We start from the raw sequence: 26,168 nt of genomic DNA on the forward strand, positions 1-26,168 counted from the left end.
TCATCCCACCCGCTAAAGACGAGTGGGATTTCTGCCGGAGAGTCTTAAAAAGGATTTGCTCAAAGGCAGAAAAGTCATTTTATCCTTATCCTCCGGGCTATTGCTAGTGCCCACTTTAATATCCCTAAAATAGGGCACCATCACGGTGTCTTTTACCTCTTGGTGGGTGGAGGTGAAAAAGTACAAATCAGTATTGAGGGCGTGGGCTAACTTTTCTAAAGTTTCTAAAGTGATATTGCTTTTGTGCTCATTCTCATAGCGCTTAATGCTTTGTAGACTAATCCCACATTTTAAGGCTAACTCCTCTTGGGTTAAGTTATTGGCACTCCGTAATTGTTTTAGTTTTTCTTTTAGCATAAAAACTCCCTTCTTGTATCTTGCATTTTTGTGTACCTAAATAAAACATACCTAACCCTCTTCATCGTCTCGTTTAGAGGCTTTATGCGGATAATTTATACAAGTGAGTAATTTAAAATATGTTTAAAGTGCCTATCTTTGAGCTATAAAAACCTTAGCTTGACAAGATAACCATATTTAGGATAAAATGCCCCTTTGTGAGAATTTCGGGGCGTAGCGCAGCCTGGTTAGCGCACTTGGTTTGGGACCAAGGGGTCGAAGGTTCAAATCCTTTCGCCCCGACCAGCAAGGTTTTATGGTGGGTGTAGCTCAGTTGGTTAGAGCACCAGATTGTGGTCCTGGGGGTCGTGGGTTCAAGCCCCATCACCCACCCCATTTTGCTTCAACTTCTGCTTATTTCCCCTTTCTTGCATTTTGCGCTTGTAGCTCAATTGGATAGAGCACCAGACTTCGGATCTGGGGGTTAGGGGTTCGACTCCCTTCAAGCGTACCACGCGCTTGTAGCTCAGTTGGATAGAGCAACGGCCTTCTAAGCCGTAGGCCGCAGGTTCGAGTCCTGCCAAGCGTACCAACCCCTTAAACACCATTGATTAACTTAAACACCCTACAATACGGCAGGTTTTTTATTCATTGATTAAACGGAGTTATCATGCCAGCACAGCCTCTTGAGGAAATTATCCGCTCAACTTGTACCCTTGCCCGCACCTTGCAACAACGCATCAGCCAGAAACTCAGCCACACCGAGCGTTCTTTCCATGACAAGATGCAAAAACTCTTAAGCAACCCGTCTAATAAAATTATGTTGATTGAATTACTTGATCGTAGTTTTCGTTGCCAAAACAACCGCGCCCGTTTTGATCTCATTGAACATACATTAAAAGAGCATGGCATCGCAGATTTTTTTAGCGGCTTTGAAAAATTCTTACTTGTGGCCTTTTTGAGTGTGGGTAAAATCGCCCCCTCTATCAGCGTCCCCTTTTTCATTAAAAAACTCCGTAAGGACACAGAAACGCTTGTTTTAGACGAGGAGGGTGCGAGCTTACGCCAAAAAATTGAATCACGGCGCGAGGCGCATATCACGCTTAATATTAATCTCATCGGGGAGGAAGTGCTAGGTGAGATAGAGGCTTCTTATCGCATGCACAAATACCAAGAAGCGATTAAGACTAGTTTTATTGAGTATATCTCCATTAAAATCACCACGATTTTTTCTCAGATCAATATTTTAGACTTTGAACGCTCTAAACAAGAGGTGGTTAAAAGGCTAGATATTCTCTATAGTTTAGCTTTAGAGCAAAAGGAAAAACATGGGCGGGATAAATTTATCAATCTGGACATGGAGGAATATAAAGATTTAGAGCTCACCGTGGCTGCGTTTATGGAATCTATTGCTAAATTTCCTATCAGTGCAGGCATTGTATTACAGGCCTATATCCCTGATTCTTATGAATATCTTAAAAAATTACTAGCCTTTTCTAAAGAGCGGGTTTTAAGCCAACTCCCCCCTATTAAAATCCGCTTTGTTAAAGGCGCGAATATGGAAAATGAGGAAGTGGTCGCGGCGATGAAGGGCTGGGAATTACCCACCTTTAAAAGCAAACAAGACACAGACTCTAACTATAATAAAATGCTTGATTTGATCTTAGAAGATGAGAATTACAAATACATTCATATTGGTATCGCTTCGCATAATCTCTTTGAGATCGCCTATGCCTATACCCGTATCCACACACTCAACGACCCCATAGCACAGGAACATTTTACCTTTGAAATGCTTGAGGGAATGAGTTTACAGGCTAGCTATGAACTTAAAGAAATGCACAAACTCATTTTATACGCCCCCGTTTGTGATGCCAAACATTTTAATAACGCCATTGCCTATCTTGTCCGCCGTTTAGATGAAAACACCGCAGCCGATAATTTTATGAAAGCCTACTTCAATCTCACCGTAGACTCCCCTGCTTGGAAGGATCAAGAAAGCCGCTTTTTAAAGAGTTTAGGGGGTATGGCCACTATCCAAAACATTCCCTACCGCACTCAGGATAGAAACAGCGCACAAAGTGGGCATTCTACTTATCCAGATAATCCTTTTAGAAACGAAAGCGATACGGATTTTATTTTAAAGCCTAACCGGCAATGGGCACAAAAAATCGTGGATAAAACCAGAAATGCACCCATTATAGAACTCTCCCCTGTGATTGGCCGTTCCTACAACGCCCAAGACCTTAAAACCTTAATTATCCAAGATAAAATCGCCCATAAAAAAATCGCCACTGTAGCTTTGGCTAATGAAGCTGTGATCAAAGAAGCGCTTGAATCTGTAGGACAAAGTTCTTTTTCTGAAAAAAGCTTTAGTGAAATCCACGCCCTGTTAAGCCAAACAGCCCAGTATTTTAGAGAGAGGCGAGGCGATTTAATTGGTTTGAGTGCGCTAGAGGTGGGTAAAACCTTTGTAGAGAGCGATGCGGAGGTGAGTGAGGCGATAGACTTTTTAGAATATTACCCCCATAGTTTGCAACAACTCCTCAAACAACACCCCGAAGTGCGATTCCAGCCTAAGGGGGTGGGGGTTGTGGTGGCCCCGTGGAATTTTCCTATTGGTATTTCTGTAGGTACAATTGCTGCGCCTTTAGCGGCGGGTAATCGTGTGATTTATAAGCCTTCTAGTTTAAGCGCTGTGGTGGGGTATCGTTTGTGTGAATGTTTTTGGGATGCGGGGATTCCTCGCGATGCACTTCTTTATCTACCCTGTAGAGGCGAAGATGTGAGTAAACACCTACTTAAAAGTCCTCTCATTAGCTTTGCTGTTTTAACCGGATCAGAAGATACAGCCAAACGCATGTTAGAGGCTAGCCCCACTTTGGCTTTAAGTGCAGAAACGGGCGGGAAAAACGCCACCATTGTAACCAAATTTGCCGATCGCGATCAAGCAATCCGCAATGTCATTCATTCAGCCTTTAGTAACTCCGGCCAAAAATGCTCGGCTACTTCGCTTTTGATCTTAGAAGAGGAAGTTTACAACGATATAGACTTTAAAAAGACTTTAATAGACGCGGCTAAGTCTATGAGTGTGGGCGATCCTTTGGAGTTGTACCACAAAATAGGCACTTTAGCCGATCTACCTAGCCTTAAAGTTAAAAAAGCACTTGATCATATTGAAGATCACGAGGAGTGGGCTATTAAACCTGTTATTCTGAATGATAACCCCTATTTAATGCCCCCTTGTATCAAATATGGCACTCGCTTAGGCGATTACACCCACACCACCGAGCTTTTTATCCCCTATCTTTCTGTGATGAAAGCCAAAGATTTAAAAGAAGCTGTAGAAATAGCTAATGCTACAGGTTATGGGCTTACAGGGGCTTTAGAATCTTTAGATGAGAGGGAGTGGGAATATTATGTTAATCACATTGAAGTAGGCAATATCTATATCAACAAACCCACCACAGGGGCTATTGTGTTACGCCAACCCTTTGGCGGGATTAAAAAATCTGCCGTAGGTTTGGGGCGCAAAGTAGGGATTTATAATTATGTAACCCAATTTGTGCGCATTGAGGAAATCCCCGATCTCATCACCCAAAGCGCCACTACTCCCTTTTTACAAGCCCTTGAGTCTTTTAATGCCCAGAACAACCATAGTTTTAAGGAAGCTGTACAACTAGCGCGCAACTACGCCTACTACGAACAAGAGGAGTTTAGCCAAAAGCGCGACTTTGTACAAATTAGAGGCGAGGAAAATTGGTTTTCATACACCAAAGTTTCTAGCATTGGTTATCGTGTATGCCCTACAGATAGCCCTTTAGAACTCTTTAGCGTTTTAATGGCTGCAGCGGTGTGTGGCATTCCACTTACAATTAGTACAGCCAGCCAAACAGAAAACCCACATTTTGAAAAACTTCTAGCCTGTTTAGAATGCCTCAAACACCACTTTAGCCCTACAATTTGCTATGAAAGTTTGGAGGATTTTAGCGCTAAATTAGAAAGCTTTGGGCGGATACGCTACTTTAGCGAGTCATTAGACCCTCTTTATGAGGCCGCCAGCGCTTTAGCCATTGTGCTAGCTACAGCTAAGCCTCTTAGATGTGGGCGCTTTGAATTGCTCAATTACCATTTAGAAAAATCGGTGAGTATTTCTTATCACCGCTATGGCAATCTAGGCGCAAGAGGCTTAAAAATGCAAAAGTCGGCCCATGCAGATTAATTATCAGGTTTTTACCGTCTTTGTTCTCTACTCTGTTTTAATGCTAGCCATTGGTTTTTATTTTTATAAAAAGAATGAAACCACAGAGGATTACTTTTTAGGCGATCGTTCTATGGGACCAGTTGTCAGCGCACTAAGTGCGGGGGCAAGCGATATGAGTGGTTGGCTTTTAATGGGCTTGCCCGGGGCTTTGTATGTAAGCGGATTGATCAATAGCCATATTGCCATTGGTTTAACAATCGGGGCATGTATTAACTGGATTTTAATCGCTAAACGACTCAGGGTTTATACAAGCGTAATTGCTAATTCTATTACTATCCCGGATTATTTTGAAACCCGCTTCAGCGATGATAAACACATTTTACGGCTTTTATCGGCTATTGTAATTTTGATCTTCTTTACCTTTTATGTTTCCTCTGGGCTAGTGAGTGGGGCTAAGCTTTTTGAAGCTACCTTTGGAGTGAAATACAACCATGCCCTCATTACCGGGACGCTTATCATTGTAACTTATACCTTTTTGGGCGGTTATAAGGCGGTGTGCTGGACAGATCTCCTTCAAGGACTTTTGATGATGGGGGCCTTAGTAGCCGTGCCTTGCATGATGCTTTATCACTTAGGCGGATTTGGTCATAGCTTTGATCTTATCGCACAGGTTAAACCAAATAATCTTACCTTTTTAGAGGGTACTTCTCTAGTAACCATTATCTCTAGTTTGGCTTGGGGTTTGGGTTATTTTGGTCAGCCCCATATTTTAGTGCGTTTCATGTCTATTCGTTCTATTAAAGAAATCCCCCAAGCCACAGCAGTAGGTATCTCGTGGATGGCAATTAGTTTGATTGGTTCTTGCTTAATTGGTTTACTTGGTGTGGCCTATGTAGCCAAATTCCATTTAAGCTTAGATGATCCAGAAAAGATTTTTATCCACATGAGCGCTACCCTCTTTAACCCATGGATTAGCGGGGTACTTTTAAGCGCCATTTTAGCTGCAGTGATGAGTACGGCTAGCTCGCAATTATTGGTGAGCTCTTCTACCATTGCTGAGGATTTTTACTCTAAGATTTTTAACAAGCAAGCCCCCGTTCAAGCCGTGATGTTGGTTAGTCGCGCAGCAGTCTTAGCCGTAGCCTGTATTGCCTTTCTTATCTCTACCGATCGCAACGCTAGCGTACTTAAAATCGTATCTTATGCGTGGGCGGGCTTTGGCGCTAGCTTTGGCACTGTGATTTTATTTTCCCTCTTCTGGGCACGCATGACAAGAATAGGGGCGATTATGGGAATGATTTTTGGCGCAAGCACGGTGATTTTATACGATAAATTTGGGAAGGTTTATTTAGACATCTATGAAATTGTACCCGGGTTTATCGCCAGTTCCCTAGCCATTGTGATTTTTAGCCTACTAAGTTCTGTGCGCCCGGGCACAAAAGATGCTTTTGATTTAGTGGTGCAAGAAATCAATAAGGAATAAAATTTGAAACTCCATTTCCACCACTTCACAAGGATGCTCCATGAAAGCAGAAAATAACACCCAAAACATTGATGAACTCTTTGAGGAATTTGAAGAAATCAAAGATGATTTAAGCCATGTAGAGGAACAGCTTGCACAGATTGCAAGTGAACTCAAAGAGATAGGCCATGATTTAGACACACTGGATAATCTGTTAAACCAAGATAATCCCCAACAAGGTAATTCTCAAGGTAATTCTTAAACTTAATAACCCTATTATAGTAGCCAACACTAAAAATCTTAAAGATCAAAATAGTAAGCCACAATAGCGAGCCACTCACCCTAGCTACCACAAATGCTTTAACCCTAATAATATCCAAAAAGCTTTATACCCAACAAACCTTCCTAAACATTTCAGCATGCCTTAAGTTTATCAACGATAAAATCAGCTTTTGCTTCTAAGAAAGCTAGCATTTTAAAGGGTTTTAGGGTTAAGTTTTAACGAGAATAAGCCTTATAGATTGTGTTAAGTTGCAAAGATTGAGGTTTTGATCGCTTTTCTCTTTTTCCTTTAAAGATTGGTTTTTAAGTTGTCTTTAATTATTTGGTTTTTTATTGTTAATAGCCTATGTAAAGGGTAAACTACAAAGCCAAAAGAATTACACTCAATAAGGCGGTGAGCTGATGCAACACTTTAGCGGATATGTTAAAGTGGCAAGCAGATAAGCTTTCCCTGAAGCTCGCATGAAGACTACATGTTTGATAGGGTGGGTGTGTAAGTTGCGATAAGCTACGAGGAGCTGTCAAGGAGCTTTGATTCGTAGATCTCCGAATGGGGCAACCCAGCTTATGGCAACATAAGCTACTCTATTTAATAGAGGGCGAACCTAGCGAAGTGAAACATCTTAGTAGCTAGAGGAAAAGAAATCAAGTGAGATTCCCTAAGTAGTGGCGAGCGAAAGGGGAAAAGGGCAAACCGCGTGCTTGCATGCGGGGTTGAGGACTACAAGATTCTAAGAAAAATTAAAGCAGAAGTGCTTGGAAAAGCATGCCATAGAAAGTGATAGCCTTGTATGCGAAAAGTTTTTTCAAAGATAGTAGAATCCAGAGTAGGTCAGGACACGAGAAATCCGGGCTGAAGCTGGGGAGACCACTCTCCAACCCTAAATACTCCTCTTTGACCGATAGCGCACAAGTACCGTGAGGGAAAGGTGAAAAGAACCGTGGGTAACGGAGTGAAATAGAACCTGAAACCATCTACTTACAATCATTCAGAGCCCTATGATTTATCAGGGTGATGGACTGCCTTTTGCATAATGATCCTGCGAGTTGTGGTGTCTGGCAAGGTTAAGTGAAAACGAGCCGTAGCGAAAGCGAGTCTGAATAGGGCGTTTTAGTCAGATGCTGCAGACCCGAAGCCAAGTGATCTATCCATGGCCAAGTTGAAGTAAGTGTAATAGCTTATGGAGGACTGAACCCGTGCCCATTGAAACGGGCTGGGATGAGCTGTGGATAGGGGTGAAAGGCCAAACAAACTTGGTGATAGCTGGTTCTCTTCGAAATATATTTAGGTATAGCCTCAAGTGGTAGCAAGAGGGGGTAGAGCTCTGATTGGACTAGGGCTGCTCGCCGCAGTACCAAACCCTGTCAAACTGCAAATACCTCTTGTTCTAGCTTGGGAGTCAGGCGGTGGGTGATAAAATCAATCGTCAAGAGGGAAACAACCCAGACTACCAACTAAGGTCCCCAAGTTCTATTCTGAGTGGAAAAAGATGTGTGGTTACTCAAACAACCAGGAGGTTGGCTTAGAAGCAGCCATCCTTTAAAGAAAGCGTAACAGCTCACTGGTCTAGTGATCATGCGCTGAAAATATAACGGGGCTAAGATAGACACCGAAGTTGTAGATTGCACTTTTGTGCAGTGGTAGAAGAGCGTTCTGTGCAGCGTTGAAGGCATACCGGTAAGGAGTGTTGGAGCGCACAGAAGTGAGCATGCAGGAATGAGTAGCGATAAGATGCGTAAGAATCGCATCCGCCGTAAATCTAAGGTTTCCTACGCGATGTTCGTCATCGTAGGGTTAGTCGGGTCCTAAGCCAAGTCTGAAAAGGGTAGGCGATGGCAAATAGGTTAATATTCCTATACCAATTAGGGTGTGCGATGGGAGGACGCATGAAGTTAGGTGAGCCAGCGGATGGAAGTGCTGGTCTAAGGGTCATAGATTAGGAGAGAGGCAAATCCGCTCCTGTATTCAAAACCTAAATAGGCTCCTGGAGATCTTCGGATCAAAGGGAGAATCACTGATACTTTGTGCCAAGAAAAGTCTCTAAGTTTAGCTCTAATTGTCCGTACCGCAAACCGACACAGGTAGATGAGATGAGTATTCTAAGGCGCGTGGATGAACTCTCTTTAAGGAACTCTGCAAACTGACACCGTAAGTTCGCGATAAGGTGTGCCTACGCAAGTAGGTCTCAGCAAAGAGTCCCTCCCGACTGTTTACCAAAAACACAGCACTTTGCTAACTCGTAAGAGGAAGTATAAGGTGTGACGCCTGCCCGGTGCTCGAAGGTTAATTGATGGGGTTAGCAGTGATGCAAAGCTCTTGATCGAAGCCCGAGTAAACGGCGGCCGTAACTATAACGGTCCTAAGGTAGCGAAATTCCTTGTCGGTTAAATACCGACCTGCATGAATGGCGTAACGAGATGGGAGCTGTCTCAAAGAGAGGTCCAGTGAAATTGTAGTGGAGGTGAAAATTCCTCCTACCCGCAGCAAGACGGAAAGACCCCGTGGACCTTTACTATAGCTTAGCACTGCTAATGGGAATGCCATGCGCAGGATAGGTGGGAGGCTTTGAAGCAGATACTTTGGTGTCTGTGGAGCCATCCTTGAGATACCACCCTTGGCGTTTTTGTTAGCTAACTGGCTAGAGTTATCCTCTAGCAGGACAATGTTTGGTGGGTAGTTTGACTGGGGCGGTCGCCTCCTAAAGAGTAACGGAGGCTTACAAAGGTTAGCTCATGGCGGTTGGAAATCGCCAGTTGCGTGTAATGGCATAAGCTAGCTTAACTGCAAGAGAGACAACTCAAGCAGAGACGAAAGTCGGTCATAGTGATCCGGTGGTTTCGTGTGGAAGAGCCATCGCTCAAAGGATAAAAGGTACCCCGGGGATAACAGGCTGATCTCCCCCAAGAGCTCACATCGACGGGGAGGTTTGGCACCTCGATGTCGGCTCATCGCATCCTGGGGCTGGAGCAGGTCCCAAGGGTATGGCTGTTCGCCATTTAAAGCGGTACGCGAGCTGGGTTCAGAACGTCGTGAGACAGTTCGGTCCCTATCTGCTGTGGGCGTAGGAAAGCTGAGGAGAGCTGTCTTTAGTACGAGAGGACCGAGATGGACATGCCACTGGTGCACCAGTTGTTCTGCCAAGAGCACCGCTGGGTAGCTACGCATGGTTGTGATAAGAGCTGAAAGCATCTAAGCTCGAAGCCAACTCCAAGATAAGCTTTCCCTGAAGCTCGCATGAAGACTACATGTTTGATAGGGTGGGTGTGTAAGTGCAGCAATGCACTCAGCTAACCACTACTAATAGAGCGTTTGGCTTGTTTGCATGCTAGGTTACACCGCCTTATTGAGTGTAAGACTTTGTAGAGACTTTACATGGCTATTTAAGTGTGGCTTTTTAAGGCTTAAGGCTTTAAGCTTGTTAGCTTTCTGTGTAGCTTTTTTAATAAAGCTTTGGCTTTTTCTATAGCTTTTTTAAGCATAATTTAAGCAACATCTGCTTAGAGAAATTGCCTAAATTAGAAAAAGCTTAAAGTTTTAGCTATTTAGGCTTTTGTGTATAGCAAAGTTGCAGGGAAGGTAAAGCTTACTTTTTGCAAAAGCTTATTAACTTGCAAGAGCTTTAAGAGGAAAGCTATACTAGTAAAGTTTTACTAAAGAAAAAGCTACACTGAAGAAAGCTTTGCTACAAAAAAGCTTCGCTGAGAAAGCTACGCTTTTTTCTCCCGTGTCCCTAGTAGAGAGGAAATACCCAGCTCCATCCCGAACCTGGAAGTCAAGCTCTCTAACGCCGATGATACTGCTCTTTGCAAGAGTGGGAAAGTAGGGTGATGCGGGGGATTTTAATCCACTTAACCTTATCATCAAATTCATTTTTTCTTTCTTTTAAACGATTCTTTTGTAATTCCCTTTTGTGTTGCATTTATGTTTTAAGCCATTGTGTAGGATAATCCCTAGTCTTTATGTTCAAATGCAAAGATTAGGAGGTTTTTATGTTTTGGCACATGCAAATGCATCCAGGAGGAACGCCTGGACAACTATGGAAAGAGCGTGAAATTTTAGAAAAATATAGTTTCATTGGCTTGCATGGTCTGACAGAAAATTGGAAGAATAAGAGAGCATTTGTATTCATCAGAGATTTTCTCAATGCAATGCGAGTTAATGACATTGTGGCGGTAAGAAAAGGCAATAAACTCATCGCCTTAACGCAGGTCATCGGCACAGCATATGATATTAGAAAAGACAGAAGCTTATGCATGGTTGAAAAGGAAGACGACCTGGTAAGCTGGATTACCTACAGAAGACCTGTTAAAATTTTAGATATAATACATGAGGAGATGAAAGTCGGTCTAAAACCCCCAAGATTGCAAGATACTTTAACCAAATGCACAGCAGATGCACCAATCTCACAAATCATTACAGCGTGGTATGAAAAGGTACAAGACTCTTTAAAAGCCAAAGGTAAGGAGATTGTTTTAGTTTAAAAATATCCTATGCCTGCTCTTTGCAAGAGTGGGAAAGTAGGGTGATGCGGGGGATTGTTAAAAAACTAATAGCTATTTATACTCATTAATCTATCAATCTATCAGTGCTTCGTGTGTGTTAAAATGCTAAAGAACTTTTTCTTTAAACCTTTAGGAAGCGCATGAAACAATATCTCTACATAGTCCAATCCAACCTAGAAAAGAGCAAGTGTAAAATAGGTATTACAAATAATTTAGAGAGGCGGCTGAAAGAATATAACCACATCACAGGTAAGTCAAGTGAGCAGACCTATAGCTATCTTTTTACATGTGAGGTTGCTAACATGCGCGTAATTGAGCAAGATATGAAAAACGCGTTTGCACATTTAAGAGAGCAGAATAATAGAGAGATTTATTTTTTTAACCCAAGTCTTTTTGAAACCTATGTTAGCTTTATTAGCGCGCATGCACATTTTATCGCTAAGGTTAGTAGCAAGCCACCCAAGCAAAAACAAGAAGTCAAGCCCATCACCACGCCTAGTTAAATTTAAATCAAGTAACATAACCCCAGTGATTTTCACTTGAACAAGAAAGTTAAAGGCAAGTTAGTGAGAAAACTTATTTTACCTGTAGAAAAAGAGTTAGCAAACTATCCTTTAAAAATATGGCAAGATAAAGTTGTGTTTTGTAACTGCGATGATGCTATAGGAGAGAGGAGAGACTATACAGATTCATCTGCTTTTGCCCTGTATTTTTTAAGGCATTTCTTTAGATTAAAGCTTAAAAAACTCATTTGCACCCATTATGGTAGCCAACAGGATTTATTTAATGCAGGAGTGAAAGGTTATATTTTCACCAAAGAGGGAGCGCATGAAATAAAGCACACCCCACCTAACTATAGAGGTGGTTTTGAAGAAAAGGAGTCGCTAAGAATCTTAAATGAGGAAGCCGACATAGTTTGTACCAACCCACCCTTTTCGCGTGCTATTGAATATTGGCAGATTCTTATTAAAAGTAAAAAGAAGTTTATCATTCTATCTAGCATTACTAACTGCGTTAATACGGCTTTTATCTTGAATACTAACCATATTTTTATGGGGAAGGGTATACCCGTGTGGATTGGTTTCTTACCCCTAAACGCCAGTTAGTGCGCGCAGAAGTGCATTTTTTACTAAAGAGTGGATATTAACAGCTATAGATAATAATGGGGTGATTGAAAGTGCCATCAGCGGGAGTGATACAAATAACTACCATTTGATGATAGCGGGACTTTACTCGTGGATAATAGCTATATCCCTAACGACTACGATTTACCCTTTGCAGTGTCAACCAATCCTATTTTAAATGGTGTGTTAGAGTGTGGGTTTAAAATTGCAAAACTAACGCAGTATATGCCCTATATTGGAGGCAAGTCAAAGTTTAAACGCATGCTAATCCAAAAAGTAAGCTCATGAAATTTTTCCTAAAAGACTTTTTTAATTCTAGCGCGGTTAGCCTTGTGAGCGTAAATAACAAAACAACACCTAGCAAATCCTAAAAATTAAACGAGGCTAAGGCGCAGAGTGAAGGGCGGTGGTAGGAGAGAGTGTTATTTTGAGATAGCGCTTGGGGTTTAAAGCTACCGGTTAGTGGGTAAATTGTTTAAAGGGATTTTTAATGGTTAAATGGCTGGTTGTAGCGCTACAAAATTACTTCCCTCTCCTTTTATTTTTGCTATTCTTTTAACCGCTATTGCGCTTTTAGGGGCTTTTTTGAGTTTATAATGGATAGAAGTACTAGCTTTAAGAGCCACCACCCTACCTAACCAACCTCCCATCCACAGCTTTCATTTTTTCAGCTACTTTCTCAGAAAATCCAGGGCAGTAGATTCTTAGATCTAGTCTATGTTGCTAATAAGGCTTCCATTTTAGGATGGTAGATCACATGGTAATTAGCTTGTATATATTCTGGATAGGGGACAAACTGGACGAGAGCATTGGCGTTAGGGATTATAAAAATTGGACCTAAGCCTAAAGCTACAGCATAGTGAGGTATTGCTGTTTCTACAGAAACAATAAAAGAGGCTTTAGAGAGGACATGTAAAAGTTCTATAAAGGCGGTTTTTCCTACAAGATTAATAGCCTTAGGGAAACCTAACATGATCTCTTGTGCCTCATCTATCTCTTCCTTTGAACCACAAAGTACAATTTGAAAATCTGGTGAGATTTTTAAGGCAAGTTCTACCCAAGATTTAAAAGACCATTTTCTTTGAGGCTCAAAAGCCCCTAGAAAAAACACCCCATAAGGTTCACAAGAGAGAGAGAGAGAGAGAGAGAGGAATTTTGGGGTAAGTGGGGAGATCAAGGTGGTATTTAATATCTGTAAGGGGCTTTTTAAGAAGCTGGCTAAAGAACTCTCTATTACGATCGAATTCAAAGAGCCTTTCTAGTCTAGCCTCTAGAAAAGTCGTATAAACCCTATCGAGCCTGTGTATAGAAGTATTTTGATACCAATCCGTTGAAATTCTTGATCCAAGTGATCCGATCTTGGTGGAGGCATTAATCCAGCACACAATTTGATCGTCTCTTTCTTGAGTGCGGCCATATATAGGTGAGATCACAATTTCATAACTCTGTTGTGCCAACATATACAACACCTTAAGAGTATAAAGAGGGTGGCGTAGCAAAGAGTACTTTAGAAAATTTGCAGAGATCAATTTATCCACATATGCGCGATCGCAAGCTTCTACTAATTCTGGGAAATTTGCATGGCATAAAAAAGTGATTTCTTAGTCTGGATAGCCCTCCCTCAAAGGCTTTAAAAAATTTCTCATAAGACAATAATCACCCAGTCTATCAACCCGTATAAGAAGTAGGGTTTTAGGACGGATTTCTTGTGGTTTATAGCGACGATAAAACAAAAGTAGAGCATGCAGGCTACAAAAAAGTTTTTCCTCGATGCCGGGCTTCAAATAACCATGCCACAAGGTATCCACAACCCTTCGCCAGCATTCATGCAAAACACGAAAAACAGACATGAACGAACTCCATTAAAAATTACCCAATTAAAAAGCCCTAATTTTGGTAAGAAAAATACCAATAACAAGCTTTGGATTTGGTGGAGGATAGCGGGTTCGAACCGCTGGCCTCCTGCGTGCAAAGCAGGCGCTCTCCCAACTGAGCTAATCCCCCAAAAAGTGGTGGGCTTAAGAGGACTTGAACCTCTGACCTCACCCTTATCAGGGGTGCGCTCTAACCACCTGAGCTATAAGCCCGTATAAGCCCATAAAAGCTGGAATTCTACTTTGTTATTTCTAAAAGTTTGCTTTTTAAATTTGAATCAAGTAACATAACCCCAGTGATTTTCACTTGAAAAGCACGCATAAAGGCAAGTTAGTGAGAAAACTTATTTTACCTCTATATACTAGACTGTATCCACGCACAACCGGGGTTTTTTAAAGATTTTAAAGCGACAAATTTAGCCCAAAAACTCAACTTAGCTTCAAAACTTACAGAAAATCCACACCCTTGTGCGCATTTAAAGCTCGGTCTCACTACACAGCAACTGGAGTTGGGGAGCCAGATAAATGCACTAAAGAATTTAAAAAATCAGCCACGCTTTCTTATGATTTAGCGCTTGGTTTTCTAGTAACTCAAAATAAAGAATTATGGTTTAAAAGCTAGAGAGTTTTTGCAAAGCTGGGCTCAAGAACCTAAAAGTGCAGATACACTACAAGCTCAAGACAACATTAACTTTTACATGCCCTATATGAACATGGCCTATTTGTTTATCAAAAAAGAATTGCCTAGCCCCCGATATGAAGAGTTTGTAAGAGAGATGTTAAATTATTCGCAATCCAATTTGAATACTAACCATGGCGCATGGGGAATCTTATTTGATGTAAGTTTTGCACTTGCATTAGGCGATCATGCACTCTTACAAAGAAGTGCGCGCAGGTGGCAAGAGTGGGTACTAACAGCTATAGATAATAATGGGGTGATTGAAAGTGCCATCAGCGGGAGTGATACAAATAACTACCATGGCGGACACACAAAGGGTATTAAAGGCATTGCCTATAGTAATTTTGCTTTGCTCCCTATTAGTGTTGTAGCTGAATTACTCTTTGAAAATGGGATAGATTTATGGCAAAGTCAAGCGGGGCATAGATTAGCCATTGCCTACAACAAAATAGCAACATGGATACTAAACCCCCAAACCTTCCCCTATTTCCAACCTAATTTAGTAGGCGTCCATAACAATGCCTATTTCATTATTTTAGCCAGACATTACAATAGCCCTAGCGCTAATACACTTTTAAAGCAAGGGGATTTACACGCCGATGGTTTTAGACTTAAACTTAGAACGGTGAAATAAAAGTTTGAGATAGCGCTTGGGGTTTAAAGCTACCGGTTAGTGGGTAAATTGTTTAAAGGGATTTTTAATGGTTAAATGGCTGGTTGTAGCGCTACAAAATTACTTCCCCTCTCCTTTTATTTTTGCTATTCTTTTAACCGCTATTGCGCTTTTAGGGGCTTTTTTGAGTACGGGGCTAAGTCTTGCGTTATTGCTAGATAAATGGGGAGAGAGTTTGTTTTTGCTGCTTAAATTTTCTATGCAAATGCTTTTATTACTAGCAACCGGTATTGCTCTAGCAAAATCCCCTTGGATTAAAAAAGGCCTTAACTTTCTCATCTCTGGCATTAAAACCCCTAAAATGGCCATTTGGAGCATTACTTTTATTTCTCTTTTGTGCTGTTATTTAAGTTGGGGGTTTGGGCTAATTGTGGGGGCGATTTTGTCTAAGACTTTAGCCCGTCAGGTTAGAGGTGTAGATTATCCCCTACTGGTAGCTAGCGCCTACTCAGGCTTTTTAATCTGGCATGGAGGGCTATCAGGAAGCATTCCTCTTAAACTAGCCACAAACGACGGGGATTTAGAAAAATTAAGCGCAGGAATCCTCCATGCCCCTATCCCTCTTAGCCATACCCTCTTTGCGCCTTTTAATTTAACAATGGTAATTCTCTTACTTGTAGGGCTGCCTTTAATTAACATGTCTATGCATCCTAAAAACCCCACCACCCTTGATCCAAACCTTCTTAAAGAGCAACCCTCCCTCTTTATCTCTACCCACTTCTTTTGTAGATCGCCCAGATGATAGCCCTCTTTTAGGTTTATTTTTAGGCTTTTTAGGTGTAATTTATCTGATCATCACCTTTATTAACAAGGGTTTTTCTCTTAATCTTAATACCCTAATCTTGCTCTTTTTATTTCTAGGATTATTAGCCCACGCAAGCCAGCAGCGCTATTTTAAAACTATGGAACAAGACCTCAAGGCCACAACCGGTATTGTTTTACTCTTCCCTCTTTATGCAGGCATTATCGGAATCATGGGCGTGAAAAATGTTGCAGGTGTGAGTTTTGCTAGCACTTTGGCTAACTCTTTAGCCCACTTTGCCTCCAAAGAAAACTTTGCCATTTTAAGTTATTTAAGTGCAGGATTGCTCAATATTTTTATCCCCAGTGGGGGTGGGCAATTTGCTGTACAAGGCCCTATTTTAATCCCTAGTGGGGTGGCTTTGGGGGTGGATCCGGCCATTACTAGCATGGCCATTGCTTGGGGAGATGCGTGGACAAATATGATCCAACCCTTCTTTGCGCTGCCTCTTTTAGGATTGGCTGGTTTAGATGTTCGTAGCATTATCGGGTATTTATTGGTGGGCTTTGTATATGCAGGGCTTGTTAGCATGGGTAGTTTGTACTTTCTAACATAGCTTGACTTAAGTTTTTTTGTGCAAGAATTACTTTTTTTGGAGGATTTGATGCGACCGCTAAGTTATTTGTATTACCACCCTATTAGCTAATGGATCAAGATATTCATTTTTTTGTACCTAGTAGCCGTTTGCGCTATCTAGCCTTAAGCGTGGGGCTTTTAGGGATTGCTTTTGTACTAGGCATTATAGGAATGTATTTAATGCCAGAGAGTGTTACCCACTGGACTAAGGAAAAATTTGGCTTTTTAAGTTGGCTTGAAAATGTCAGTCTAGGACCGCATTTTGATGATGATCTTTTTATCTTTAATTGGGTTATGCACCCTTATTTTGGGGGCATTTATTACATGCAAGCACGCACAGCCGGCTATCGCTTTCCAACCGGAGTTTTCTTTACTTTTTTAGTCTCTACCTTTTTTTGGGAATTTGGCCTAGAGGCTTTTGTTGAAATCCCGAGTATCCAAGACCTCATCTGTACACCAACACTAGGTCCTTTAGTCGGAGAAATTTTCTACCACACCAGCAAGCGCTTACAAAATCAGGAAAGAAAATATTTAATCACTAAATTTTTAACGGGGTTAGCCCTATTTGCAATGGATTTTATCGGGTTTGTGATTCGCAATTTTGGCTTAGCAAAGGCCTGTGGCATCTATAATAAAAACGCCCCTGCTGTTTACCATAATACCACCGCAGAATGCTAAAATAAACCCCTATTTTTATATAAGCGAGGTGTCTATGCATCTTCAAGTTTCTAGCCAAGCTAAACTTCCAACACCCTTTGGAGAATTTTGTATCCAATCTTTTAGAGAAGATAAAAATGGATCTGCTGTTGATCATTTAGTACTCTTTACACCCACCCTTTCTGGAATGCCTCTTGTACGCGTACATTCAGAATGTTTAACAGGAGATGTGTTCTCTTCACAAAAATGCGACTGCGGGGGCGAGCTTAAAATGGCTATGGAGCGCATTGCAAGCAGTGGTAAACAGGGGGGCATGGTTATTTATCTACGCCAAGAGGGGCGGGGCATTGGTCTATTTAATAAAATCAACGCTTATGCCCTGCAAGATCAAGGCTATGACACCATAGAGGCCAATCAGGCCATTGGCTTTAAAGATGATGAGCGCGACTATGGCATTGTACAAGACATTTTGCAGTACTATGGCATCCACAAGATCCAACTACTCACCAATAACCCTAAAAAAGTAGAGGCTATCGGGGCTTTTGTACAAGTAGAAAGGTGCAGTATTTTAGTAGAAAGTAATTGCTACAACCATCAGTATTTGCAAACCAAGAAAAATAAAATGGGGCATTTGCTATGAGGTGTGTATGCTAAGTTTTGCCGAAGCACTTGAGGCAATCCAAACAGCTTTTTTAAGCCCGCTAGGTCTTGAAAAGGTCTTTTTCTCAGAGGCTTTAGGGCGGGTACTAGCTACAGACATTTACGCTCCCACAAACAACCCTAATCACCCCACATCTAGCATGGATGGCTATGCTTTCAGGCAAGCAGATTTCTCTACCCTGCAAGAGGAAGGTTTGATTGTTCAAGCTATTAACCCGGCTAATTTAGAGCCCCCTTTAACACTTCAACCCAAACACGCAATTAAAACCTTCACGGGGGCTAAAATGCCCTTTAATAGCGATTCTTTGGTGATTGTAGAGGAAGTAGAGCTTAGAGGTGATAAAATTTTTCTAAAAGAGCAAAGCGGGTTTTATAATTGGATTAGACCCGTAGGTTTTCACCAGCAAAAAGGAGAACTTCTACTCAAAAAAGGCTCTGTGATTAATCCTTATGCCTTAGGCTTGCTTGCAGACATCAACCAAGTTTTTATAGAAGTGTATAAAAAACCTAGAGTGGGGATTTTAAGCGGAGGGGAGGAAATTATAGAGGTGGGGGCATCTGGCGAGGGGGTTCGCAGTGTGAATAACCATATGATTAAAGCTATGGTAGAGAAAATGGGAGGGGAGGGGGTGCTTTATGCGTTATTACCGGATAATCAAGAGAGCATAGAGCAGGCTATTTATAACGCCTTTAGAGATTGCGACATGGTTATAACCACCGGGGGAATGAGTAAAGGCGATTTAGATCACACCCAACATGCTATAGCTAATATCAGCGAAATAGCTTTCAAATATGCAAGAATTAAACCGGGTAAACCTGTGGCTTATGGTATTTATGCCAAAGATGGCACGCATAAGCCCCTTTTAGCGTTGCCGGGTAACCCTCCCTCAGCGGCGCTAACTTTCTATCTCTTTGGGCATGCAATCTGGGTGCATTTCTTTGAAAAGCCCTACACTCCCCCCTTTATACAGGCTATCTTAGAGCAAGATTTAGAGAAAAAAGAGGCACGCATGGAATTTAAAACCTGCCATGTGCATTTAAAAGAGGGAGTCTATTACGCTAGCATACCCAAACGCTCCCATTTGCATGAAAGTGAAAGCGCGCTTTTGGTTTTAGAGGAGGGGGGTCGCTTGTATAAACAAGGCGAGGCTGTACCCCTTTTATTGCACCATATCTTTTAAAGGAGTTAACATGGTTTATGTGAAATTTTTAGGCCCGATTAAAGAAGAAACTTTTGAAGTAGAAGCGAGTAATTTAGAGGGTTTAAGACAGATTTTACACGAAAAACAAAATTTGCACTCTTGGCTTTCTGTGAGCGCGGTTGCTATTAATGGAGAGCTAATAGAGGATATCCACACCCCCTTAAGAGCGGGCGATGAAGTGGTGTTTCTCCCACCCGTTTGTGGGGGTTAAATGTTAGAAATTATAGCCGGAGCTCTAAATACAGAGGCGCTTTATAAAAGTTGGCAATCTTTATGCTCTAAGCAAAACTGCGGGGCGCTGTGTGTTTTTACGGGGGTAGTACGCGCTGAGGGGGAAAATTTTAAGGGATTGAGCTTTGATATTTACCCACCCCTATTAACTAACTGGTTTAACCAATGGGAGCAAAAGGCTAAGGCTTTAGGCGTGCAGCTGTGCATGGCTCACTCTAGCGGAGATGTATTCATAGGGCAAAGTTCTTATATGACCGGTCTAATAGCAGCGCATCGCAAAAGTGCCTTAGAGCTTTATGCAGATTTTATAGAGGATTTTAAGCATAACGCCCCCATTTGGAAATACGATCTCATAGGCGAGAAGCGGGTTTATGCTAGCCAAAGAAGCCACCCGCTTAGAGGCAGTGGGCTTTTAGCATGATTAATATAAAAATCGGGGTGGTGGTGGCTAGCGATAGGGCTTCTGCTGGATTGTATGCAGATGAGAGCGGAAAAGCCATTGAGCAAGTTTTAAGCGAATATCTTTTAAATCCGCTAGAATTTGTCTACCGCCTTTTACCAGATGAGCAAGATTTATTAGAGCAAACTTTAATAGAACTTAGCGACAGGGCAAGTTGTGCACTCATTGTTACAACGGGGGGTACGGGTCCGGCTCTGCGCGATGTAACCCCTGAGGCCACAGAGGCCATTTGCTCTAAGATGTTGCCCGGATTTGGAGAGCTTATGCGCGCTACGAGTTTAAAATATGTCCCTACAGCCATTTTATCCAGACAAAGCGCGGGGATTAGAGGCTCTAGTCTCATTCTTAACCTACCTGGAAAACCTAAAAGCATCCGCGAATGTTTGGAAGCGGTTTTTCCGGCTATTCCTTATTGTATTGATTTAATCGGTGGCCCATTTTTGGAGGCTAATACACAAAATATCCAAGTTTTCCGCCCTAAAAAGTAATGCCACTAAGCCATTTAGACGCACATAACCACCCCACTATGGTAGATGTAGGGGGCAAGCAAATTACAGAGCGCAAAGCCATAGCTAGCGGAAAAATTAGCATGCAAGCACAGGCTTACAAGGCCATTGTGCAAAAAAATATCGCTAAAGGTCCTGTTTTACAAACCGCTATCATTGCAGCGATTATGGGGGCTAAGCAAACAAGTCATCTTATCCCTCTTTGCCACCCACTTAATCTTAGCAATGTAGAGGTTAGAGTTATAGAATGTGAAAGTGAATGCGCCTTTGTGTTGGAGGTTGAGGTCAAATACAGAGGGCAGACGGGGGTGGAGATGGAGGCTTTAGTAGGCGTCTCTATCGGGCTTTTGACTATTTATGACATGGCTAAGGCCATAGATAAAAGCATGGTAATAGATTCTATCAAGCTTTTAAGCAAAGAGGGAGGCAAGAGCGGATCGTATCTACGATCTTAAAAGCTTTCTAATCCAAGATCAAGTATACTAGAAGTTTTCAGAGGTGTATTCAAATAATAAGGAGAATCGTGCAACTTAAAACATGGCTAATAGGAATGGCTATTATCACTCTTTTTGCAGGCTGTGGGCCAAATATTATCACAACTAATAATGTCCCTTTGCGGCTAGCTTATCAGTCTAAATCTCCTCAGGCTAGAGCCACTAATCAAGAGATCATTTTACTCAAACCCACATTGCGCTATAGCGATAACATTGCTAAAGAGTATGCAAACCAGTTTAAAAAACAAATCATGCTTAAAATCCAAGCGATACTCAATAATCGGGGTTATAAAACTTCTATTTTAGATGTGAGCGATAAAGATGATCTTTCCTTTGCCCAGAAAAAAGAAAGCTATTTGGGGTTGAAGTTAAGTGGGGAAGTTGTTTTGCGCCCCGATCCTAAAACCACTGAACAGAAAAAATCTAGTCCTGGTTTGATTTTTTCTACTGGTATGGATGTTACAAAGGGCGTTCTCCTCTCTATGGGCTATATCAAAGTCGTCTTTATTGAACCAAGTAGCGGGGAGGCTATTGATTCGTTTATGATAGATTTGAGTGAATTAGACATCAAACAGCCCTTTATCCGTTCTAGCAGATCCGAACACACAGGGGGGCTTTTAGGCTCTTTATATAAGGGAAAAGACGACTCTAATGATGCGGTAAAAACATCTCTTAATAAGATTTTTGCAGAGGTAATGGAAAGAATTGACACCAAAGTAACCCGGGAAAGAATCCGATCCTATGCTAGAGATATTGCAGATTTAAAGGCACAACACAAGTATTAGTTCGTGTTTTCTCCTTTTTCTTCTAAACTTTCTTTAGGCCAGAGGTTTTTACGCCTCTTGCTAAACTCTCTTTTTTTTAGCCTCTTTTTAAGCCTGCTCTTTGTGCTCATGCGGTTAGGGTTTTTTCTCTACACAGGGATTTATAAAGACGCTTTAGTGGGTAAAATCCCCTGGGATCAAGTGGGTCAGGTTTTTTTAGATGGCTTTAAATACGATAACCGCGTGGTGGCTGCCTTTTCTTTGATCTTTTTGCTCTTGCAACTTTTGCGATCTAAATCCACCCCAAATCTTTACGCCCTTTTTGCTATCTCACTCTCTTTGTTTTTACAGGTGGCTAATATCACCTTTTATAGCATTTATGGAGATGCTTTTGATACTAATCTATTAGATGCCTTTAACCAAACCTTTCAAATTCTTTGGAGCATGGCTATTAGTGGGGAGTACAGCATAGGGAGCAAAATCCTTATCTGGCTTTTGTGTAGCGCTCTTTGCTACTATCTTTATTTAAAAACCATGAGAGGGGCTCATATTTGCTTTCAAATCTTGCAGGATTTGCCCCTCAAACCTAGCCTAGCTGTTGTTTTTCTAAGTTTTTCTCTTTGGACTCTCTATGGCATTAATTCTCGTTTAGCCCTTACCGGTATCTCGCTTGATCTGCATATCCAACCCGTAGATAACCTTTTTTTGCGCAAAATCACCCCCGGGGCTTTTCGCAATCTCTGTCTAGTTTTTCGCGACTATAGAAAAAGCCGGTCTATTCGCTTTTCTGATTTCACCTCCAAAACTCTTTTACAAGCCAGCATTGATTATTTCCATTTACCCAAAGATACAAAACTTCCCCTAGATTTGCGCCAACTTCTCAAACACACCAGCCAAAACCCCTTAAAGCCTAGTATCACCCATGTTTTTTATATCGTTTCTGAATCGCTCTCTAGCTGGCACTTTGATCCACAGTTTGATGCCATTGGTCTAGTGAGCAATCTAAAGAGTCTCCGAGATGACAAACATGGCTTTATTCTCCCGCTCTTTTTAGAAAATGGTAGACGCACGGTAAAAAGCTTAGATGTGCAAATCACCGGGCTTTTTAACATCAATGATACAAATTTTGTCAGAATGGGTGTAAAAATCCCCCCCTTGCCTACTGCTATTGGTAATCAAATGAAGGCGCTAGGTTTTCACAATGTGTTTTACTATGGAGGCAGTGGGATTTGGAATCGCCTAGATAGTTTTACTAAAACACAGGGTTTTGACAAGCTTATTTTTAACACCCCCTTACTTGAATACGCTAAAGACGATCCTAATAAGGGTAAACCTTACGATCCTAAAGCCTATCCTGAGCCAATTGAAAGCAACTGGGGCGTACATGACAATATCCTTTTTGATTATATTTTAGAAAAAACCCCGGTCAATCAAAAAACCTTTAGTATGATGATGACTTTAAGCAACCACCCTACGCGCAATGTCAATCTTAAAGCCTTTATGGTGCCTGTGTTTCAGATTGAAGATTTTGTTAAAAAATTTCCTAAACAGGTTAATATGCCCAATGCTAATTTTTTAGGCCATATCTATTGGTATGATCAAATCCTCGTCAATTTCATTAAAAAAGCCAGTGTTAAATTCCCTAACTCACTTTTTGTCATCACCGGCGATCACTTTGATCGCAGTTTTGAATACGCTAAGGATAATATTTACTGGACAAAAAGCGTACCCCTTATTCTTTATGCCCCAAGCCTCACACCCAAAGAGATCGCCTGCATTGGATCGCATATAGACATTGCACCTACTATTATGGAGCTTGTCGCACCTAAAGGCCACCCCTATGTGAGTTTTGGCAAACCTCTTTTTAGCAATAATCCCACTTCTTCTCTTGATTGTAACTCTGATTCTAATTTTGCTTTAGGTTTTGAGGCCATTGCTAGCCCCTCACAAACCCCGGGGCTTAATTTTATTTATCAAGAGGGTAGGCCTCTATTTTATCTTGCAGGTCAAAAGCGCCTTAAAAAATCGCCCCTGCCAGCAGATCTAAGACGGGCTAAAAACCTCATGGAAAAAGATAAAATCGCCAATGGCCTAAGCTGGTACTTCTTATTCAAAGGCCCACTTTTGCAAGATATTAAAGGTAATTAGTCAAACTCATTTGGTTAATCTTGCTAGCAGAGGCCAAAGAGGCGTTGTAGTTGTTGCGTAGTTGGGCAAATTTATTATAAGTCTGCGCCACATCTGTACCCACTGTATCCGCACGAATCGAGTCTACTTGGGTTTTAAGTACTTCATTGCGGCGCATGACATTAGAAAAGCTGCGGCTATGAGCCCCATTAGATGCGATGACTTTTTCAATGTGATCGCCAAGATGATCCACTAAAGCGATCCCATTTTGTATGCCAGCGTTGCGTATCTCTTTACCATAACCCGGCAAAGCATCGGGGCGATCAATACCCTCACGCACCGCTTCAATCACGCTATCTAATTGTTTGAAAAAGTGGATATGGGGGGTGTCTATAATGAGGGCGTTATTAGCATTAAGGCGGATATTTGGGGTGTCTCTTTTAAGGCTTTCGGAGCTAAAGTCATCAGCCTTTGAATCAAAAAACATAAATTGCATCGGGGTGGTGGCATGGATTTTATCACGGATATTAATTTGCCCTCTATCGTTAAGCCTAACATCTACCCTTTCATCAGCCTGCTTTAAAAGAGAAAGAAAGGCCTGTTTACTTTCTTGTGAGGGGGTGTTGTTTTGTGCTTGTGTGTATTCTTGCGGATCGCCATTGCTATAATTAAGAGCCAGACTGATAGCATCCATTAATTGGCGGTAGGTAAAATCATTGGGCTTAGTCAAGGTGGGGGTTTTTTGGGTGCGATCATAAAGCGGGATTTTATAAGCTGGGCCCCCTTCTTTATTGGGTAATTCTAAAAATGCCCCTTGTGAGGTTAAATGCAACTTAGCTATAAGAGGAATACCATTATTATCTTTCATCTGCATCACATAAGTTTGATCTAAAATATTAGCGCCCATTACAGAGGCAAGGGTAGTAGAACCTGTGGCATAGTCCATACTCTTTGGTACAATCTGGGAAACATTGCTGTATAAAAGCGCGCCTTGTTTAGCAAAATAGGTTTTTTGATAAGCGCTAGCATAATCTGTGGGTAGGGCTTGTGTGGGCAAGCCTTTATCATCTAAACTTGTGATCTTAACACTCAATCCTCTAGGCCCATCAAAGGGAGGGGTTTTGCTATCATGGCTTTTATTGTGCACATTGTGATCAATAAGGCGCAAATGCCCATCGCTAGAAATTTCTACATCTAACTTTCCGCCAAAATGAGATTTAATCCCATCCATTAAATCCTGTACACTTGATCCTTTAACCGGCAAAAAGAAAGGTTCTAGTGGGGTATTATCCACACTGCCATCTTCTTGATTAGGCCGTGTCCCTTCTATTTTTAAAACCACAGCAGAAGGATCTAAAATCGCACTTAAGGGGGTGTTGCGGGTAGCGGGAATATTATCCTGCGTGATAAGGGCGCTTTTAAAATCTAGCATGCGGTGATCATAGAGATTAGGCACGCCTTGAATCTCAGAAAGCCCTCTATCCGTAACAAAGGCGCTTTTGACATATTTACTAACACGGGCATTACTTTTACGCAAATCATCTAAGTTATCTACATTTTCCTCACTAGAGAGCATGTGAAAATCTAGGGTGGCATTTCCCGGGGTGAGATCGCGAATCTGTATTTCTCCCCGAGCATTTAAAGAGACATCTACCACTTGATTAGTAGAGGTGTTGCCATAAGCCCGCCCGATTTGATCGAGCAAATCTTGAACTTTAGTAGCGCTATCTTTGTTAGAATAAGCCTTATCCAAAGAAAACTTAGCCTTAAAAGCACTGCCATCGGGGCGAACCCCTTGCAAATAGAAATACTCGGGTTTGTCATTGCTTGGGTTGTTATCATTATCGCCAATTAGATCGCGTAATGTATCCTGAGCGGTGATATAGACCTCTTGGGGGTTTTGGGTTTTATTAAAAGAGTCCATTATGTCGGGGTGTAATTTGCTTTGGTTAAATTTTTTGATATTAGCGATGATGCTTGTTTGTTTGTCCGCATCTTTACCCAAAAAGAGATTAGTCCCACTGATATTGTAGGGGACAAGATTATGCGAGCCAACTAAAGCGTTGAGGTTTTCATCATTGCCATAGTAATTGCCCGCTGCATCAAAGGGGGGGCGATCGACCTTGCTACCTCCAAAGAGATATTCCCCCCCAATAGAAGTATTAGCCACATTGATCATATGATTTTTTAGTTTTTCTAAATCTAGGGCAATGGCTTGTCTGGATGTGGTGGAGTGTACATCGCTAGCTGCTTGGATAAGCTTAACTTTAAATTGTTGCATTGTACTAGAGAGCTCACCTAGAGCTTTATCGGTATTAAGTGTAGCGGTGTAGGCGCTTTTGGCGACATCATGGGCTTGATCAAGGGTGTTGGTTTCAAAACCGTATTTAAGATTTTGGTTATTCACTTGGCTATTTTGATAACCATACTCTGATTTTAACCCTGAGGCGATTTTATTATTCGCCGTGTTGAGTTTGTTTTGGAGCGCGTTTTGGTAATAATTAATCTGGTTATAGCGGTTACTATCAGTAATGCGCATCAAACCCCCTTAA

The 26,168-nt window shown here is 41.6% G+C and carries 22 protein-coding genes, 6 tRNA genes, 2 rRNA genes and 2 pseudogenes; 24 read left to right on the forward strand and 8 right to left on the reverse strand.

Annotated features, from left to right (window positions below; all coding sequences use genetic code 11):
- Positions 1-12 precede the first annotated feature (12 nt).
- On the reverse strand, positions 13-357 hold the full coding sequence (locus OO773_RS04430; RefSeq protein ID WP_081255409.1) for a helix-turn-helix domain-containing protein: 345 nt from the start codon (positions 355-357) through the stop codon (positions 13-15).
- Positions 358-564: 207 nt separating this feature from the next.
- On the opposite strand from OO773_RS04430, the gene OO773_RS04435 reads away from it, so the two are divergent.
- The 12 genes and pseudogenes from OO773_RS04435 to OO773_RS04495 all read left to right on the forward strand — a co-directional run bounded on the left by OO773_RS04435 (position 565) and on the right by OO773_RS04495 (position 12,199).
- Positions 565-642, forward strand: a tRNA-Pro gene (locus tag OO773_RS04435).
- 13 nt (positions 643-655) lie between these two features.
- Positions 656-732: transfer RNA gene (locus tag OO773_RS04440), tRNA-His, on the forward strand.
- Positions 733-773: 41 nt separating this feature from the next.
- Positions 774-850 (forward strand) — tRNA-Arg (locus OO773_RS04445).
- A 1-nt stretch (position 851) separates the two neighbouring features.
- Positions 852-928: transfer RNA gene (locus OO773_RS04450), tRNA-Arg, on the forward strand.
- 78 nt (positions 929-1,006) lie between these two features.
- Positions 1,007-4,558, forward strand: a complete 3,552-nt coding sequence (locus OO773_RS04455; protein WP_073115700.1) for a proline dehydrogenase family protein — start codon at positions 1,007-1,009, stop codon at positions 4,556-4,558.
- Positions 4,548-6,023, forward strand: a complete 1,476-nt coding sequence (gene putP / locus OO773_RS04460; protein WP_006564900.1) for a sodium/proline symporter PutP — start codon at positions 4,548-4,550, stop codon at positions 6,021-6,023. Before OO773_RS04455 ends, putP begins: the two co-directional genes overlap by 11 nt.
- Positions 6,024-6,063: 40 nt before the next feature.
- Complete coding sequence (locus tag OO773_RS04465; protein WP_034375776.1) at positions 6,064-6,264, forward strand: hypothetical protein; 201 nt, start codon at positions 6,064-6,066, stop codon at positions 6,262-6,264.
- A gap of 458 nt (positions 6,265-6,722) precedes the next feature.
- Positions 6,723-9,607: ribosomal RNA gene (locus OO773_RS04470) — 23S ribosomal RNA — on the forward strand.
- 398 nt (positions 9,608-10,005) lie between these two features.
- Positions 10,006-10,121: ribosomal RNA gene (rrf, locus tag OO773_RS04475) — 5S ribosomal RNA — on the forward strand.
- A gap of 153 nt (positions 10,122-10,274) precedes the next feature.
- Complete coding sequence (locus OO773_RS04480; protein WP_006564688.1) at positions 10,275-10,766, forward strand: hypothetical protein; 492 nt, start codon at positions 10,275-10,277, stop codon at positions 10,764-10,766.
- A 161-nt stretch (positions 10,767-10,927) separates the two neighbouring features.
- Positions 10,928-11,925 (forward strand): annotated as a pseudogene (locus OO773_RS09975) (adenine-specific methyltransferase EcoRI family protein); the annotation flags it as partial.
- A gap of 97 nt (positions 11,926-12,022) precedes the next feature.
- On the forward strand, positions 12,023-12,199 hold the full coding sequence (locus tag OO773_RS04495) for a hypothetical protein (RefSeq protein ID WP_264828723.1): 177 nt from the start codon (positions 12,023-12,025) through the stop codon (positions 12,197-12,199).
- Positions 12,200-12,405: 206 nt separating this feature from the next.
- Here OO773_RS04495 and OO773_RS04500 read toward each other — a convergent pair whose 3' ends face one another.
- The 6 genes from OO773_RS04500 to OO773_RS04525 all read right to left on the reverse strand — a co-directional run bounded on the left by OO773_RS04500 (position 12,406) and on the right by OO773_RS04525 (position 13,998).
- Complete coding sequence (locus OO773_RS04500; protein WP_264828724.1) at positions 12,406-12,561, reverse strand: hypothetical protein; 156 nt, start codon at positions 12,559-12,561, stop codon at positions 12,406-12,408.
- 65 nt (positions 12,562-12,626) lie between these two features.
- On the reverse strand, positions 12,627-13,088 hold the full coding sequence (locus OO773_RS04505) for a glycosyltransferase family 9 protein (RefSeq protein WP_264828725.1): 462 nt from the start codon (positions 13,086-13,088) through the stop codon (positions 12,627-12,629).
- Positions 13,033-13,371, reverse strand: a complete 339-nt coding sequence (locus OO773_RS04510; RefSeq protein ID WP_158656532.1) for a hypothetical protein — start codon at positions 13,369-13,371, stop codon at positions 13,033-13,035. The genes OO773_RS04505 and OO773_RS04510 overlap by 56 nt, the downstream gene beginning before the upstream one ends.
- 141 nt (positions 13,372-13,512) lie before the next feature.
- Positions 13,513-13,761, reverse strand: coding sequence for a hypothetical protein (locus OO773_RS04515; protein WP_073117145.1), 249 nt, complete (start codon positions 13,759-13,761; stop codon positions 13,513-13,515).
- A 78-nt stretch (positions 13,762-13,839) separates the two neighbouring features.
- Positions 13,840-13,915: transfer RNA gene (locus OO773_RS04520), tRNA-Ala, on the reverse strand.
- A 6-nt stretch (positions 13,916-13,921) separates the two neighbouring features.
- Positions 13,922-13,998: transfer RNA gene (locus OO773_RS04525), tRNA-Ile, on the reverse strand.
- A gap of 146 nt (positions 13,999-14,144) precedes the next feature.
- Between OO773_RS04525 and OO773_RS04530 the strand changes: the two are divergent.
- From OO773_RS04530 to OO773_RS04585, 12 genes and pseudogenes are all read left to right on the forward strand, one after another.
- A pseudogene (locus tag OO773_RS04530) lies at positions 14,145-15,098 on the forward strand (alginate lyase family protein).
- Between the two features lie 67 nt (positions 15,099-15,165).
- Complete coding sequence (locus OO773_RS04535; protein WP_196757931.1) at positions 15,166-15,879, forward strand: TIGR00366 family protein; 714 nt, start codon at positions 15,166-15,168, stop codon at positions 15,877-15,879.
- Positions 15,806-16,495, forward strand: coding sequence for a TIGR00366 family protein (locus OO773_RS04540; RefSeq protein ID WP_196757930.1), 690 nt, complete (start codon positions 15,806-15,808; stop codon positions 16,493-16,495). The genes OO773_RS04535 and OO773_RS04540 overlap by 74 nt, the downstream gene beginning before the upstream one ends.
- Positions 16,496-16,584: 89 nt before the next feature.
- Complete coding sequence (locus OO773_RS04545; RefSeq protein ID WP_006564135.1) at positions 16,585-17,193, forward strand: DUF3943 domain-containing protein; 609 nt, start codon at positions 16,585-16,587, stop codon at positions 17,191-17,193.
- A gap of 34 nt (positions 17,194-17,227) precedes the next feature.
- Positions 17,228-17,812, forward strand: coding sequence for a GTP cyclohydrolase II (gene ribA / locus OO773_RS04550; RefSeq protein ID WP_006564136.1), 585 nt, complete (start codon positions 17,228-17,230; stop codon positions 17,810-17,812).
- A 7-nt stretch (positions 17,813-17,819) separates the two neighbouring features.
- Positions 17,820-19,013, forward strand: a complete 1,194-nt coding sequence (locus OO773_RS04555; RefSeq protein WP_040499138.1) for a molybdopterin molybdotransferase MoeA — start codon at positions 17,820-17,822, stop codon at positions 19,011-19,013.
- Between the two features lie 10 nt (positions 19,014-19,023).
- Complete coding sequence (locus OO773_RS04560) at positions 19,024-19,245, forward strand: MoaD/ThiS family protein (RefSeq protein WP_006564137.1); 222 nt, start codon at positions 19,024-19,026, stop codon at positions 19,243-19,245.
- Complete coding sequence (locus OO773_RS04565) at positions 19,246-19,686, forward strand: molybdopterin synthase catalytic subunit (RefSeq protein WP_006564138.1); 441 nt, start codon at positions 19,246-19,248, stop codon at positions 19,684-19,686.
- A complete protein-coding gene (gene mog, locus OO773_RS04570) occupies positions 19,683-20,213 on the forward strand; it encodes a molybdopterin adenylyltransferase (RefSeq protein ID WP_006564139.1) in 531 nt (176 codons plus the stop codon). The genes OO773_RS04565 and mog overlap by 4 nt, the downstream gene beginning before the upstream one ends.
- A complete protein-coding gene (moaC, locus tag OO773_RS04575; protein ID WP_006564140.1) occupies positions 20,213-20,686 on the forward strand; it encodes a cyclic pyranopterin monophosphate synthase MoaC in 474 nt (157 codons plus the stop codon). Before mog ends, moaC begins: the two co-directional genes overlap by 1 nt.
- Positions 20,687-20,703: 17 nt before the next feature.
- Positions 20,704-21,510, forward strand: a complete 807-nt coding sequence (locus tag OO773_RS04580; protein ID WP_006564141.1) for an HpaA family protein — start codon at positions 20,704-20,706, stop codon at positions 21,508-21,510.
- A 3-nt stretch (positions 21,511-21,513) separates the two neighbouring features.
- Positions 21,514-23,637: an LTA synthase family protein gene (locus OO773_RS04585; protein ID WP_006564142.1), complete on the forward strand. Its 2,124-nt coding sequence runs from the start codon at positions 21,514-21,516 to the stop codon at positions 23,635-23,637.
- Here OO773_RS04585 and flgL read toward each other — a convergent pair.
- Positions 23,624-26,155: a flagellar hook-associated protein FlgL gene (gene flgL, locus OO773_RS04590; RefSeq protein WP_006564143.1), complete on the reverse strand. Its 2,532-nt coding sequence runs from the start codon at positions 26,153-26,155 to the stop codon at positions 23,624-23,626. The two genes, OO773_RS04585 and flgL, sit on opposite strands and share 14 nt — an antisense overlap.
- Positions 26,156-26,168 lie beyond the last annotated feature (13 nt).

Source organism: Helicobacter suis HS1 (assembly GCF_026000295.1).
GTDB classification, from domain to species: Bacteria; Campylobacterota; Campylobacteria; order Campylobacterales; family Helicobacteraceae; genus Helicobacter; species Helicobacter suis.

Bases quoted from the DNA above. Each gene is read 5' to 3' on its own strand.
- OO773_RS04430 (WP_081255409.1), bottom strand. From the start codon at position 357: ATGCTAAAAGAAAAACTAAAACAATTACGGAGTGCCAATAACTTAACC.
- OO773_RS04455 (WP_073115700.1), top strand. From the start codon at position 1,007: ATGCCAGCACAGCCTCTTGAGGAAATTATCCGCTCAACTTGTACCCTT.
- putP (WP_006564900.1), top strand. From the start codon at position 4,548: ATGCAGATTAATTATCAGGTTTTTACCGTCTTTGTTCTCTACTCTGTT.
- OO773_RS04465 (WP_034375776.1), top strand. From the start codon at position 6,064: ATGAAAGCAGAAAATAACACCCAAAACATTGATGAACTCTTTGAGGAA.
- OO773_RS04480 (WP_006564688.1), top strand. From the start codon at position 10,275: ATGTTTTGGCACATGCAAATGCATCCAGGAGGAACGCCTGGACAACTA.
- OO773_RS04500 (WP_264828724.1), bottom strand. From the start codon at position 12,561: ATGGGAGGTTGGTTAGGTAGGGTGGTGGCTCTTAAAGCTAGTACTTCT.
- OO773_RS04510 (WP_158656532.1), bottom strand. From the start codon at position 13,371: ATGTTGGCACAACAGAGTTATGAAATTGTGATCTCACCTATATATGGC.
- OO773_RS04515 (WP_073117145.1), bottom strand. From the start codon at position 13,761: ATGTCTGTTTTTCGTGTTTTGCATGAATGCTGGCGAAGGGTTGTGGAT.
- OO773_RS04535 (WP_196757931.1), top strand. From the start codon at position 15,166: ATGGTTAAATGGCTGGTTGTAGCGCTACAAAATTACTTCCCCTCTCCT.
- OO773_RS04545 (WP_006564135.1), top strand. From the start codon at position 16,585: ATGGATCAAGATATTCATTTTTTTGTACCTAGTAGCCGTTTGCGCTAT.
- ribA (WP_006564136.1), top strand. From the start codon at position 17,228: ATGCATCTTCAAGTTTCTAGCCAAGCTAAACTTCCAACACCCTTTGGA.
- OO773_RS04555 (WP_040499138.1), top strand. From the start codon at position 17,820: ATGCTAAGTTTTGCCGAAGCACTTGAGGCAATCCAAACAGCTTTTTTA.
- OO773_RS04560 (WP_006564137.1), top strand. From the start codon at position 19,024: ATGGTTTATGTGAAATTTTTAGGCCCGATTAAAGAAGAAACTTTTGAA.
- OO773_RS04565 (WP_006564138.1), top strand. From the start codon at position 19,246: ATGTTAGAAATTATAGCCGGAGCTCTAAATACAGAGGCGCTTTATAAA.
- mog (WP_006564139.1), top strand. From the start codon at position 19,683: ATGATTAATATAAAAATCGGGGTGGTGGTGGCTAGCGATAGGGCTTCT.
- moaC (WP_006564140.1), top strand. From the start codon at position 20,213: ATGCCACTAAGCCATTTAGACGCACATAACCACCCCACTATGGTAGAT.
- flgL (WP_006564143.1), bottom strand. From the start codon at position 26,155: ATGCGCATTACTGATAGTAACCGCTATAACCAGATTAATTATTACCAA.